Source organism: Janthinobacterium sp. Mn2066 (assembly GCF_049319705.1).
Classification (GTDB): domain Bacteria; phylum Pseudomonadota; class Gammaproteobacteria; order Burkholderiales; family Burkholderiaceae_D; genus Janthinobacterium.
This window is the reverse complement of the sequence record NZ_JBMOUF010000003.1, coordinates 152,264-166,097: the sequence shown is the minus strand read 5'-3', so window position 1 is coordinate 166,097 and position 13,834 is coordinate 152,264. Positions and strand designations below refer to the sequence as shown.

General features: G+C 60.8%; 8 protein-coding genes. All 8 read right to left on the bottom strand.

From position 1 onward, the window contains the following. Positions 1-14: 14 nt before the first annotated feature. The 8 genes from ACL9RI_RS07050 to ACL9RI_RS07015 all read right to left on the bottom strand — a co-directional run bounded on the left by ACL9RI_RS07050 (position 15) and on the right by ACL9RI_RS07015 (position 13,833). Positions 15-2,987, bottom strand: coding sequence for a YjbH domain-containing protein (locus tag ACL9RI_RS07050; RefSeq protein WP_422725871.1), 2,973 nt, complete (start codon positions 2,985-2,987; stop codon positions 15-17). Positions 2,988-3,363: 376 nt separating this feature from the next. Beyond that, positions 3,364-4,068: a DUF4197 domain-containing protein gene (locus ACL9RI_RS07045; protein WP_422725870.1), complete on the bottom strand. Its 705-nt coding sequence runs from the start codon at positions 4,066-4,068 to the stop codon at positions 3,364-3,366. 229 nt (positions 4,069-4,297) lie between these two features. After that, a complete protein-coding gene (locus ACL9RI_RS07040; protein WP_422725869.1) occupies positions 4,298-5,857 on the bottom strand; it encodes a tetratricopeptide repeat protein in 1,560 nt (519 codons plus the stop codon). 3 nt (positions 5,858-5,860) lie between these two features. Next, entirely contained in the window at positions 5,861-8,065 is a 2,205-nt protein-coding gene (locus ACL9RI_RS07035; protein ID WP_422725868.1) for an EAL domain-containing response regulator, read from the bottom strand. A gap of 5 nt (positions 8,066-8,070) precedes the next feature. Then, positions 8,071-10,242, bottom strand: coding sequence for an HDOD domain-containing protein (locus tag ACL9RI_RS07030; protein WP_422725867.1), 2,172 nt, complete (start codon positions 10,240-10,242; stop codon positions 8,071-8,073). A 204-nt stretch (positions 10,243-10,446) separates the two neighbouring features. Next, on the bottom strand, positions 10,447-11,727 hold the full coding sequence (locus ACL9RI_RS07025) for a multidrug effflux MFS transporter (RefSeq protein ID WP_422725866.1): 1,281 nt from the start codon (positions 11,725-11,727) through the stop codon (positions 10,447-10,449). 192 nt (positions 11,728-11,919) lie between these two features. Continuing rightward, on the bottom strand, positions 11,920-13,122 hold the full coding sequence (locus tag ACL9RI_RS07020) for a THUMP domain-containing class I SAM-dependent RNA methyltransferase (protein ID WP_422725865.1): 1,203 nt from the start codon (positions 13,120-13,122) through the stop codon (positions 11,920-11,922). A gap of 90 nt (positions 13,123-13,212) precedes the next feature. Then, the gene (locus ACL9RI_RS07015; RefSeq protein WP_422725864.1) at positions 13,213-13,833 is read right to left on the bottom strand and encodes a 2-hydroxychromene-2-carboxylate isomerase; all 621 of its coding nucleotides are present in this window, start codon (positions 13,831-13,833) and stop codon (positions 13,213-13,215) included. Position 13,834: the final 1 nt, after the last annotated feature.

The window sequence follows — 13,834 nt, the reverse complement described above, 5'->3', positions numbered from 1 at the left end:
AACACCAGGCGCATCTAGTATTTGGACTGCCAGGTCACGCTGACTTCTTTGGGGCCCGGGTTAATCGACAGGCCCGACTTGCTCTGATCACGTTGCGCATTCCACAGCCAGCTACCCATCGCATACCCCACCAAGCCACCTGCGACCGTGTCGGACACCCAATGCTTGCGGCCGAATACGCGACCGGCCGAGCCTACCGCTGCCACACTGTACAGCCAGGGAGCATCATATTCCTTGGCAAACGGCGTCACGGCGGCAAAGGCGATCGCCGAATGGGTCGAAGGAAAAGAGGCATCCGAACGGGATTTTCCGCTACCCACGCTGCTCCACGGACCGCGATCCTCATCAGGACGAGCCCGGCCAATCGCATATTTCCCTACCAATGCCAGGCCAGTTGCCGCAGCCACGGACTGCATGGAAATCAAGCCGGTATTCTGCATCCTGTCGTCACCGAGCGCGATAGCGGCGCCGGCCGCACCCACCAGTGCATATGGCATGGCTTTACCGAGCTTGTCCCAGTTACGGAAGGAACTGGAATTTTCATGCTTCTTGACGAAACGGTCGACTGGCTTGTCAACAAGTGCGGAAGCCACCGCCACGCCACCGATCAGCGCCGTCGCCTTCAGCCAGTCAGGCGGTGTCGGCATCGCCGAGGACGATTGCTCCAGGCGCGCGCGCATGGCTGGCCATGGGCTGACGAAGGGACGATCCGGTGGATTCACGGCAGGCAGATTCTGCTCATCAGGGCGCTCGGCAAAATTGCCCAGGCCATCGTAGCTATGCATATCGGCGCGTGGACGCTCGAACATGTCGTACAGGTCGCCAGGCGAAGCCACCATCTGGCCCACGTCGCGCGTCCATGGCGAAAGAGCAAAGCCGGCCGTCGATTGCGTATCCATCGGCAGCATGCTGTTCAACGGTATGGACAGGAACACGCCGCGGTCCTGATACGGTTGGGCTGGCGTACCCGGACTCGTGATGTCGTTGCCATTCGTATGCGTATACCAGGCGCCAACCTCGATGCCGGACTGAAAACGGCGCTTGAATTCCATGCGCACACCGTTGTCTTTTGCCAGAAAACGACCAACACGTGCCGTCACGGTGATATCGTGTGGCAAGCGATAATGCAGCGAGCCTATCGCCGTCACCGTTTTATAGTCACGGGAATCGAGCAAACCCTTGAAGCCGCGCTGCTGCAAGGCATCGATAGCCAGGTCGGCAGCCCAGCGGCTGTCTTTGGGCAGATACAGGACCTGGCCACCGGCGCCGCGGAACATGTCTTCATACAAACCAGCCGACAAACGCGTATACACGCGTTCGGCAGGATTATCATACTTATTCAGCAAAACGCGGCTCAGCGAGAAACGGCTACCGCGCAAGTACTCCGCCACATCGCTGCGCACGTGTGGCAACTCGCTGTTGGAAGGCTGCTTCACGCCCGACACAGTTTCCATCAACTGCAGGCTGGCGGCGCTGTTGAAGTACCAACCATCGCCAAGACGGCGGTCATAATTGGCCACGGCGGAAATCGAATAGCGGAAGGCGCCGCTCGGGTCATTGAAAAAGAAGCCTACCTTCGGCGCGATCTTGAAGCGGTTCGCCTCGCGGTCCAGCGATTTGACCTGGACCACATCACCGTCTACACCGAGACCGACGGCCAGCTTGCCGTCATTGTTCGCCGCATTAACTGCTTCGGCTGCCTTGACCACCACCGGCACAGGTATCTCAGCGGCTTGGCTGGCCGGCGCCGTCGCCAGGACGGGCGATACGGGAGCAGCGGCCGCTATGACTGGCGCAGCGGCGGAAACAGTGGCGGGAGCGGTGGCAACGGCAGGTTTGGACGCCGCTGGCTTATCGAGGAACTCTTGTAGCCAACCTTGTTGCTCATCGCGGATGACATCGCTCTTTTCCGGATAACGCAAGAGCACGACATCAAGAAACGCCTGGCGGTCGATCTTGCCGGCCAAATAATCGTTCAATTTCGGCAGGTCAAAAAACTCGTAGGTGGCGATAGGCTGGTCCAGCTTGGTGTACGTGATGCGCAGCGTCGTCACGCCCTTCGGCGTGAAAGCAACAGCGGTACGCGCCGCACGGCCCACGGCGCGGCCAAGATTCGAGATGCGGCTATTCGTCAGAGTCAGCGCCAGCGTATTGCCCTCTTGCTCAACGCGGATATTTTTATAATCCTGTTTCACCAAGGCGTTGACCAGGTCGGCGCCATAGCCAGCATCGCGGTGCCATTCTTCCTTGCTGGGCAGCGGTGGCGGATTTTTGTCATCGACAAAGTAAGCAGGCTCAAACACCTTCGGAATAAATTCGCGCTCGCCAAAGGGAATGCTGACCGAGGCATTCACGCTGAATTGGTCACGGCTGCGAGCTGCTTGCACGGCAAGCCAGCCCCAACGGTATTCGATACCAAGCGCAGGTCCCTTATGGCGTGCAGCAGCGCCAGTACTACGTGCAGAATAATCTCGGTAATAATTGGTCGTGTCATATTCGGCAACCATCGACCAGCGCGGCAAACTCGCTGGCGTCCAACGTGCACCGGCAAATAGCCCGTCCGGGCGCTTGCGGGCATAACCGAGGCTCGCTTCGATATTCTTGCTCTCACCAAAAGTTTTAGTAGCCACGACATACTGGCCTTTGAACAGTTCGGTACCGAACAAGTCCGTCATGCCTACAGCAACCGATGGCAGCCAATCCGTCTCTGTCCACAAGCGCAACTTTCCATCGAGTACTTTATCCTTATAGCGGCCATAGCCTTTGCCATAGTCAGGATCGCCATTATTGCCAAATGCAGGAATGCCCGTAATCGATACATACCGTCCAGTGACCTGCAAGAATGGCAGAATGCTCGAGGTTACCCACGTCTGTCCATATGGGCTGTTATAGCTATACCCCACGCTGAAAGTACCGTCAGTTTCCACCACGGCGCTGGGCATATTGATATAGCCGGATTGCCCACCCTGATTGGGTGTGGCCGCCATCGCGCTGGGCGCTCCAAGGATCAGACATCCACACCAGGTAGTTTTAATTGATTTTCTGAGTACGCTTAACAAATCTGACTACCTAAAATATCCTGTACCTGGAATTCCTGATAATGCCTAGAAAACAACCAGCGCAAGGGAAGCTGAAAAACGGAAAAAGGCCAACCTTGGGGCATCCAACATTGCCGCGCTTCGGTTCGCCACTAGAAATCTGACATGTTTTGGCGGCTAAATCCAGTCAGCCACACTTTCAAAATTTTATGTCGCAAGATTTTAACATTCTTCTCTTATGACAAATACGTAACTTGTTTCGCAAACACTACAAACACCAAACAAGACGCATTTCAATCGGAAAAATTATATATTTTACAACATTCTATTTCAAACTGCCAAACACCTTGCCAATAATCTTGCTGCCATACGAGAGCGGATCGCGGCGGATGGCTTTTTCTTCTTCGCCTATCATCAGGTACAAACCATCGAGCGCGCGGTCGGTGACATAGCCTTCCACCGTCGCTTGCTGCTGCGGCACCAGCCCGGTCTTGCCGATCTGGCTCATGGTGCTGTTGTATTTGCTGGACAAGCCAGACTTGTCGGTCACCGATTTAACAATCGGCAGGAATTTGACGGCCAACGGCGCGGCCGTCTTTTGCCGGAAAAAGTCAGTCACCGAGGTGTCGCCGCCAGACAGGATATTCTTGGCGTCGGTAACGCTCATCGACTTGACCGCGTCGATCAGCAAGGGCTTGGCCATCGGCACGGCCGATTCCGCAGCACGGTTCATCGACACCACCAGGTCATCCAGCTGCTGTCCGCGCCCTGTCATTTTCAACAAGGGCCTGGCCTGTTCCAGCACGCCTGGCAACTTGATCTTGACCTTGTCATTATTCAAAAAGCCATTTTCCACACCCAGCTTGGCGACGGCAGCGGCCGAACCGGCATCGAGCGCCGCCTTCAAGCCATTGCTGGCGTCCTGATTGCTCAAGGCGGCCAAGGGATTGGCGGCGATGGCAGGCGTTGCCCACAAAACGAGCATGCATGACAAGGGCGCAAGCAGGCCAAGGCGAGAGTTCGGGCGCATATTCTTCCTTTGTTGAAGGTGATTGAACAGATGGCGATTGAACAGACAAAACATCTTCGCCTGAAACATTAGCACATCAAAACTTCCGTACTGCAGCATTTTTTGGGCGCCTGCTCCAAGGACACACCGCCCGGGTGCGGGGAATGGAATATACAACAAACTCTGTTGTATTCACGCACGAAAGAATCCGGCAAAAAAGTTGCCTTCTAGACATTATTTTGCAGCAATGCTAGATATCCAAGGCTGCCAGCCGCTGGCGCGCCTGCGCCAGATCCGTCTCACGCATGCGCGCCGCCGTCTGCAGCACGGCTTTTTCTGCGCCGGCCACGCCGGCGGCGGCGGCCATCGACAGCCATAAGTACGCCTGCTGCAGATCGAGCGGCGCGCCCTGGCCGCTGGCGGCCATCAATCCCAGGTTGAACTGGGCGCGCGCATGGCCCTGCTGCGCGGCCAGCGCATACCACGCGCAGGCCGCCACATAATCCTGCGGCACGTCCTGGCCATTGTCATGCCGCAGGCCCAGCGCGAACTGCGCCAGGCTGTGGCCTTGCGCGGCGGCCCGGCGATAACAGGCACAGGCCTGCACGCTGTCGGGTGCCGGACCATCGTCGCGGTCATGCAGCACGCCCTGCATATACTGTGCCGGCGCATAATCCTGTTCGGCCGCGCGCCGGTACCAGTCCAGCGCCAGGCGCAAATCCTGCGGCACGCCCTGCCCGTTTTCATGGCGCAGACCCAGGTCGAACTGGGCACGTACATGGCCCTGGTCCGCCGCCTTGCGGTACCAGAACACGGCTTCCTGTTCATTGGCCGGCACGCCCTGCCCCTGCGCGTGCAGGTGCGCCAGCTGGTATTGGGCGGCCGGGAAACCCTGCTCGGCCGCCTGGCGGTAAAACACCAGCGCCTGCGCGTAATCCTGCGCGCCATGCTCGTGATGCAGGCCCAGGTTATGCTGCGCGGCAGCGTGGCCCTGGGCCGCCGCCTTGGCGTACCAACTGAGTGCTGCCTGCTTGTCGCCAGGGACGCCGCGGCCATTGTCATGGATCAGCCCCAGGTTGAATTGCGAGCTGGCGTGGCCCTGCTCGGCCGCGCGCCGGTACCATGCGATGGCGAGACGGTAGTCTTGCGGCAGCACCTCGCCATTTTCATAGCGCAGGGCCAGGTTGAACTGGGCTGGCGCATATCCCTGCTCGGCCGCCTTGCGCAGCCAGCCGCTGGCCTGCTGCCGGTCTTGCGGCACGCCCTGGCCATTGTCATAGCGTAGCCCCAGGTTGAACTGGGCCCGCGCATACCCCTGCTCGGCCGCCTTGCGATACCAATTGATGGCTTGCACGAAATCCTGCGGCACGCCCTTGCCGTTGTCATACATCATGCCGAGATTGTTTTGCGCGCCCGCGTCACCCTGCTCGGCCGCCCGGCTGAACCAGCGCATGGCCTGGCTACTGTCTTGCGGCACGCCCTGGCCCTTGGCATATAGCCAGCCCAGGTTGTACTGGGCCGCCGCATACCCCTGTTCGGCCGCTTTCAGGTACCAGTGCGCGGCCTGCGTGAAGTCCTGCGCCACGCCCTGCCCTTTCTGGCACATCACGCCCAGGTTGTACTGCGCGTGCTCCAGGCCTTGCGCAGCCGCCAGGCCATACCAGTGCAGGGCCTTTGCATAGCTTTGCCCAATACCCTGGCCGTTGAAATACATGAAGCCCAGGCTGTGCTGGGCATTCGCGTGGCCCTTCTCGGCCAGGCCTTTCAGGCGCAGATAATCGGCCGTGTAACTCGCCTCGGTCGCGTCCATGCGTCAGGCTTCGATGGCCAGCGGCCGCGGCGCAGGGTTCAGCGCATCGGCGATCAGGCGATCCTGTTCTTCCAGCACGGCGATGAAACTCGATAGCGAAATCGGCCGATGGTACAGATAACCCTGCATCGTGGTGCAGCCCTTGTCCTGCAGATAGCGCGCCTGGCCTTCCGTTTCCACTCCCTCGGCAATCAGGTGCAAACCCAGCCCGCGTGCGATCGAGATGATGGCCAGGATGACCGGATAGTGTCCGTTCTCGTCGTGAATTTCCTTCACAAACGACTGGTCGATCTTGATCGTGTGGATGGGGAAGCGGTGCAGGTAGGACAGCGAGGAATAACCGGTGCCGAAATCGTCGATGGCCACCGACACGCCCAGCTGGCACAACTTGTTCAGTTGCTCGATCGCGTACTGCGGATTGCGGATGCAGATGTTTTCCGTGATTTCCACTTCGATCTTTTCCGGCGCGATGCCATACCGCGTCAGCGCGCCGCGCATCTTCTCGAAAAAGTCGCCGCGGTCCAGGTATTGCGGCGACAGGTTCAGCGACAGGCGCACCGATTCTCCACCGGCCGCATTCCACTGCAGCAGGTCGCGGCACAGGGCGCCCAGCATCCAGTCCGAGATCGGCAGCATCAAGCCATTGTCTTCGGCGAATGGCAGGAATTCGCCGGCCGTGAGCAGGCCGCGCTGCGGGTGATTCCAGCGCATCAGGCCTTCCGCTCCGACGATGCGGCCCGTCGTCACATCCACCTGCGGCTGGTAATACATCTCCAGCTGGTTCAGCTCCAGCGCCTTGCGCAGGCTTTGCTCCAGCGCGATCTTCTGGTGCGATACATCGAGCATGGATTCGTGATAAAAACTGTGGCCATTCTTGCCCAATGCCTTGACCTGGTACATGGCGATGTCCGCATGGCGCAGCAATTCGTCGATGGTTTCGCCATCGCCCGGATAGATGGCGATGCCGATCGAGGCCGAGATGTGCACCTGGTTGCCATCGAGGTCGAATGGCTGGTGCAGGCATTCGAGGAATTTGTCGGCGATGGTGCGCGCATCCTGGCGGTCGCGCAATTCGGGCAGCACGATGGTGAATTCGTCGCCACCCTGGCGCGCCAGCGTGTCGCCACGGCGCAGACAATCCTTCAGCCTCAAGGCAACCTGCTGCAGCAGTTCGTCGCCCTTCACGTGGCCCAGGGTATCGTTGACCAGTTTGAAGCGATCCAGGTCGATGAACATCACGGCCAGTTCCGTCAGCTTGCGGCGCGCCTGAATCACGGCCAGGCCCAGGCGGTCCTTGAACAGCATGCGGTTCGGCAGGTCGGTCAGGATATCGTGGTAGGCCTGGTAAGAGATGACTTCTTCGGCGCGCTTGCGGTCGGTAATGTCGCGCGCCACGCCATAGGTGCCGAAATACTCCTGCTTGCGCGTCTCGTGTTCGGCGCCATGCACGCCGATCGAGGTCAGCGGAATCGTCATCAGGGTATTGTTGAAGGTGCGGTCGCTGCCGCCGCCGCTATGGCACTTCAGGCGCAGTTCGACATTGCGCGAAGCGCGGTCGTCCAGGCGCCGCTCGTTGAAGGCATAGCGCGCGCGCTCCTGGTCTTCATCGTGCACCAGGATCGAATAATGGCTGCCGATCAGCTCTTCGCGGCTGAAGCCCAGGATCTGCTGCACCCGGTCATTGATGAAGGTGATGCGTCCTTCATGGTTCAGGGTATAGATGATGTCGGGCGAGCTGTCGACCAGGTAGCGGTACATCTTTTCCGAGGTTTCCAGCTGCGAGGCGATACGCGCGTTTTCCAGCGCCAGCTTGCGCTTTTGCAGCGCGTTTTCCACCGTTTTCAGCAGCTCCTCGTGGCTGTAGGGCTTGCGCAAATAATCGTAAGCCCCCCGCTTCAAGGCGCCGATGGCCGCCTCGATGCCGACGTCGCCGCTCATCACGATCACATCACCTTCGATGCCGCGCCGGTTGATATGGTCCATGATTTCATGACCGCTCATGTCGGGCAGGCGCAAGTCCAGCAGGATCAGGTCGAACCGCAGTTTCGACAGCTGCGCCAGCGCCTCGCTGCCGCAGGTGGCCGTGTGCAGCAGATAACCGCGGTCCTTCAGCAATTCATGCAGGGACGCGAGCAGCCGGGGCTCATCGTCGACCAGCAGGATACGCGGGCAATTCTCAAGGTCGAACGGGGTAGCAGAGGAGTTCATGGACGTTACGAAAACAGGGCGGTGTTACCGAGTGCTGGCACGGCAGCGGCAGCAGTGCCTGGATAGGCAATGACACCGGTCTGCGCCAGTGGCAGCAGGATTTCAAACGAGGTACCGGACTTGCTGCTGCGGCAGCCGATGACACCATGCAAACGGGTGACCAGTTCATGCACGATGGACAAGCCCAAACCATGGTGCGCGCCTTCCTTGTTGCTGCGCACGGGAGAAAACAGGTTGGCCAGCACCTCGGGCGCGAGGCCGCTGCCGTTATCGCTCACGCACAGCTCCAGGTACAGGCGCCGGTCGCGGTTGACGTGGCCGCGGTTGCGCACCTCGATGCGCCCTCCCTCGGGCAGCGCCTCGATGGCATTCTTGAGCAGGTTGAGCAGGATCTGCTTGAGCGTGTCGGCGTCCGCCTCGACGTCGCAAGGTGCATCGTGCATATGCGTCAGCACCTCGATTTTCGCCGGCAGGAAATCGGTAGTGCGGAACAAGCGCAGCACATCGTCGACCACGCGCGCGCAATTGGTCACGCCGCCTGCCGCCACGGGCTGCAGGTCCGCCAGGCCGTGGATCAAATGGCCAACGCGGTCGATCTCTTCGTTCAGGATCGCCATCTCGCCCACCACCGGCTCCTGTTTCGCCAGCTTGTTATCGAGTACGCCCAAATAATTCTTGATGATCGAGAGCGGGTTATTGACTTCATGCACCACGCGACGCGACGCTTCGCGGTATTCCTCGGCCACGTGATCGAGCTGGCGCCGCGCATGGCCGCGTGCACTGACGGCCGCTTCCAGCGCGCTGGCCGCCTGGTTGCCATAGGCGCGCAAAAACCCTTCGCGCTTCTGGTTGGCGGGAATCTGCCAGGCAGCCACGCCGCCGATCAACACGCCCAGGCTGCGCTGGCCCGACACCAAAGGCAGGCACGCCAGGCTGTCGGTACCGAGAATGCGGAACAGCTGCTCCTCGACGATGCCCAGCCCCGGCATATCGCGCTTCAGGAAGGTCAAACGGCATTCCAGCGCCGACGCGGCCAGCGGACCGCCGTTCGCCAGCGGCACTGAAAAGCCGGCCAGGCGCTGCTGCTGTTCGCCAGCCGTCACGCCCACCAGTGCATGGCCGGTGGCGTTTTCCAGCAAGATGACGGTGGTCTCGAAATCGAACAGGATGCGCGCCGAGCGCGTAATCGCCTCGAACAGGCTGGTCTCGCCCTGCTGGCGGGCGAAGGTCTGGCCCACTTCGGACACCAGCACCATATTGCGCACGTCTTCGGACAGGCGCTGCTGCACCGGGTCGACCGGTGGCGGCGCATAGGCGGGCGGCGTGACGATGTCGTCGGCGCCGTCCAGGTCGATGCCCAGGTGCTGTGCCGCCTGTTCTACCTGGCGCGCGGCGCTGCTGGCAATCGCGCCCAGCACCTCTTCCTCGACGCCGCACAACTGGCGCGCCAGCATGATCGATTCGGTATCGTCGGCATGGCAGCACAGCAGGTGCGCCAGGCGCACGATGCGGATCAAAGGATGGCTGGCCTCCAGTCGCGCCAGCGGTTCATGGTGATACAGCACGCTGTCGGCCAGGAAGGAATCGAGGCGCCAGCGTTCGATCAGCCAGGCGCCCGCTTCGGCATGCGTGATTTGCAAGGTACGCTGCTCCACCGCGCACAGGGCGGCATCGTCGCGCGCCGTGAAATTGTAGGCATACTCCTTGGGCGCCGTGGCCAGCAGCGCTAATCGGCCTACATTGTGCAGCAGGCCCGCCAGGTACGCTTCCTCGGCCTGCGGGTAAGCCATGGCCTTGGCGATCGCGCGCGCCATGACGGCGGCCGACAGCGAACTTTTCCAGAAAGCGCGCAGATCGGTGCTGCCGGAATGGGGAAAGCTGTTAAAGGTCTGGAATACCGATTCGCTGATCACCAGGGTCTTGATCATGTCGGTGCCCAACGAGACCAGAGACTGTTCCAGGCTGATGCTGCGGCCATGGCGGTGGTAGGCCGAACTGTTGGCCACGCCCAGGATCTTGCTGGTCATGCCAGCGTCCTTGGCGATCAGGGCGGCCAGTTCGGGCATGCCGGCATCGTCGGCCTGCAGGTGAGCGATCAGTTTGATGAGGATCTGCGGCATGGCCGGCAGACGGGCAATCAGCAGGCGATTGCGTATATCTTGATCGGATTGATGCATCGTATCAGGCATTGCCGGTTCAAAAAGGAAGAGCGCTCAGCTGCGAAGCGCGGCCACGTTCAGGGGAATCCTCCACTCCTGCTTGCCAAAAATATACCGCCCGAGAGGATGCCGTAAAAAAGCCATAGTATCATTAAGCGTCGCAAATTACTTGCAATATAGAAAACCAAGTTGAAATAAATCCACCCTTATCCAACAAAACCTTTAGCGTTTGACGGAGCCCAGCAAGCGGTGGCGGAAGCGGCGCGAAATCAGCCATAAGGCCAGGGCCAGGCCGGTAAACGCCAGCTGGCCCGACGCCAGCCACAGCACGGAACCGGACAGCAGCGGCGAGATGACGCCGGCCACCACCGCCCCCAGCAGGGTGCTGGCAAACGACTGGCACGACGCCACCGTGCCGCGGATGTGCGGGAACAGGTCGAGCGCCAGCAAGGTCGCGCCCGGCCCCACCAGCGACATGCCGAAGGTGTAGAAGAACAGCGGCAGCACCGTCCATGGCAAGGCCGGCGGCAAGCACAGATGGAAGACCACGTTGACGCTGGACGCGCACAAGAGGAAGGCAAAGCCGATGCCGATCTGGCGCGCGAACGTGATCTTGCCGGCGATGCGGTTGGCCGCCAGCGCCCCCAGGAAGATGCCGCTCACGCAGGGAATGAACATCCAGCCAAATTGGGGTGGCGCCAGGTTCAGCTGCTTGGGCAGCATTTCCGGCGCGGCCGTGATGAACAGGAACAGGCCGGCGAAATTGAGGGCCACGATGCCGGCCTTGATGTGGAACAGGGGCGAGCGCAGGATCTCGCCGTAGCTCGACACCAGGAAACGCGGATTGAACGGCTGGCGCTTTTCCGCGGGCAGCGTCTCGGGCAGGCGCCAGTAGCAGAACGCCAGCAAGATCACCGTGTAACACGCCAGGAACAGGAAAATCGTACGCCAGTCGAACCAGACCACGATCCAGCCGCCCAGCACGGGGGCGACGGCGGGGGCGATGGAAAAGATCATCGTCACCAGCGACAGCAAACGCGCCGCCGCCGTATCGGCATACAGGTCGCGGATGATGGCGCGGCTGATTACCACGCCCGCACCGGCCGAAACGCCTTGCAGGATGCGGAAGAACCACAGGTAATGCACGGTATGGGCCGAGGCGCAGCCGAGCGAACCGATGGCAAACATCACCAGCGAGACGAGGATCACGTTGCGCCGGCCGAAGGTGTCGGAGATCGCACCATGCCACAGCACCATGCCGGCAAAGGCCAGCATGTAGAACGTCAGCGACTGCTGCACTTCCAGCGGCGACGCCTGCAAGGTGCTCTGGATATTGCTGAACGCGGGCAGGTAGGTATCGATCGACAATGGCCCCAGCATCGACAGGCCGGCCAGCATCGTCGCCAGCGCCCCCCGGCTCAGTGGCGCCATATGGCTGGGAGTCGGAGGCGGCACCGGCGTGACCGGATCTGGCGGCACATTGGCCGGCGGGGTGGGAAACATGGACTATCCAAAGTGACGCGCGGACCAGGATAGGCCGGCGCGGTTTTGCTGCATTGAGACTACAAATTTCTGAGCTTTTAAAACACCTGAGAAAACCGTAGCGAGCGGAAGGGAGAGGTAGCCGAGAAGCGCAACCGTACTTTGGTACGGTGAGCATCGCAGGCTGCCTATCCCGACGCGCAGCAGGTTTAATCAGCTATTTTTTGGTTTGGCTTCTTCGCGGCGGTTATACCCTGCGACCATATCGAAGCGGAACAAACGGCATTCCAGCGCGCCGTTGAAGAATGGCGTCTTGCGTGCTTCCTTCAAACGCAGCAGCTTGGGCAGGCCCAGGTCGGCCGTGAACAGGAACACGGTCCAGCCGGCGAAACGCTGTTTCAGGGTGGTGCCCATGGCCGAATAGAACGAGGTCGACAATTCGTCTTCCGGAATGGTGCTGTCGCCGCGCACGCCGATACGCTCGCCATACGGCGGGTTGGTCAGCATGATGCCGGCCACGTCGCTCGGCGGCTTGACTTCCTGCGCTTCGATCTGCTTGAGCGGCACCTCGAAACGCACGCCGGCGCAACGCAGGTTGTGGCGCGTCATGGCCACCATATCGCCCGAAATATCGCTGCCGAAAATCGTCGGTTCCGCCGGCAAAGGGTTGGCCTTGATGGCGTTTTTCATGGCGTTCCACGGCGCCGGATCGAAATCGTGGAAGTTTTCAAAGGCGAACTGGCGCGCGGCGCCCGGCGGAATGCCCTGCACCATTTGCGCCGCTTCGGCCAGGATGGTGCCGGAACCGCACATCGGGTCGAACAACACCATGCCCGGCTTCCAGCCCGACACGCGCAGCAAGCCGGCCGCCAGGTTCTCGCGCAGCGGCGCATCGCCCGTTTCTTCACGCCAGCCGCGCTTGAACAGCGCTTCGCCCGAGGTGTCGAGGTAGACGGTAAAGGTGTGCGCGTCGAGGAAGCCGACAATGCGCATGTCCGGCGTCTTGGTGTTGACAGATGGACGCTCGTTGAACTGGTCGCGGAAGCGGTCGCAGATCGCATCCTTGATCTTCAGAGTGGTGAACTCCAGGCTGCGCAGCGGCGATTTGACGGCCGTGACATCGACGCGGATCGTGTGATGCACGCCGAACCAGTCTTCCCACGGCTGCGCCAGGGTCAGGTCATAAATATCGTTTTCCGTCTTGTAGCCGGAATGGGCCATGCGCATCAGCACGCGTGAAGCGATACGCGAATGCAGGTTGATGCGGTAGGCGTCGAGCAGGTCGCCCGAGCAATGCACGCCGCCCGGTACCTGGTTATGTACCTTCAGGGTCGTGCTGTCCTGGGCGATCTCGCCCAGTTCTTCGGCCAGCGCCGCTTCCATGCCGCGCGGGCATGGGCAAAAATATGAAGCCATGGTTGGTGTACCCTTTATCCATTGTGTTGAGCGCCCGCTAGATTACAGGCGCTGCTTACTACGTTAAAAAAATGCATTAAAAAACTGCTCTTATTTACTGTCTGCCAGCGCGCGTTCGACAAAATCGAGGCGGTCCTGGCCCCAGTAGCCTTCGTCATCGACGATGTACCACGGCGAGCCGAAGACACTGGCGGCGGTAGCCGCTTCGGTGTTGGCGTCGTACTCGGCCTGCACGCTGGCGGTGGCCGAGGTTTTCAGCAGCTGGCGGCCGTCGTAGCCGGCATCCGTGGCGATCTGCACCAGGGTGTCTTCATCGCCGATATTGCGCTCTTCGGCCCACAGGCCGCGCATGATGGCCTGCGCCAGCGCCAACGAGGCATCCACGCCATGCGCCAGGCGCGTGGCGATGATCAGCTTGGCCGATGCTTCCGGCGATACCGGGAAAAACTTCGGCTGCACGTTCAACGGCACGTTCAGAAACGCCGACCAGCGCGCCAGCTCGGCCAGGCGATAGGCCTGGCGCTGCGGCGCGCGCTTGGCCAGCGGCAAGCCGCCCGACACGCTGAAGACCTTGCCCAGGTCGAAGGGGCGCACATCGATTTGCGCGCCGGTCCTGGCGGCGATTTCGATCAGGCGCGCATGCCCCAGATAGGTCCACGGCGAATGGGGCGCAAAAAAATACTGCACTGTCTTGTTCTGGCTGACACTCATA

Excerpts from the sequence above, each read along its gene's own strand:
- ACL9RI_RS07050 (WP_422725871.1), bottom strand. The coding sequence starts at position 2,987 with ATGGCGGCCACACCCAATCAGGGTGGGCAATCCGGCTATATCAATATG.
- ACL9RI_RS07045 (WP_422725870.1), bottom strand. The coding sequence starts at position 4,068 with ATGCGCCCGAACTCTCGCCTTGGCCTGCTTGCGCCCTTGTCATGCATG.
- ACL9RI_RS07040 (WP_422725869.1), bottom strand. The coding sequence starts at position 5,857 with ATGGACGCGACCGAGGCGAGTTACACGGCCGATTATCTGCGCCTGAAA.
- ACL9RI_RS07035 (WP_422725868.1), bottom strand. The coding sequence starts at position 8,065 with ATGAACTCCTCTGCTACCCCGTTCGACCTTGAGAATTGCCCGCGTATC.
- ACL9RI_RS07030 (WP_422725867.1), bottom strand. The coding sequence starts at position 10,242 with ATGCATCAATCCGATCAAGATATACGCAATCGCCTGCTGATTGCCCGT.
- ACL9RI_RS07025 (WP_422725866.1), bottom strand. The coding sequence starts at position 11,727 with ATGTTTCCCACCCCGCCGGCCAATGTGCCGCCAGATCCGGTCACGCCG.
- ACL9RI_RS07020 (WP_422725865.1), bottom strand. The coding sequence starts at position 13,122 with ATGGCTTCATATTTTTGCCCATGCCCGCGCGGCATGGAAGCGGCGCTG.
- ACL9RI_RS07015 (WP_422725864.1), bottom strand. The coding sequence starts at position 13,833 with ATGAGTGTCAGCCAGAACAAGACAGTGCAGTATTTTTTTGCGCCCCAT.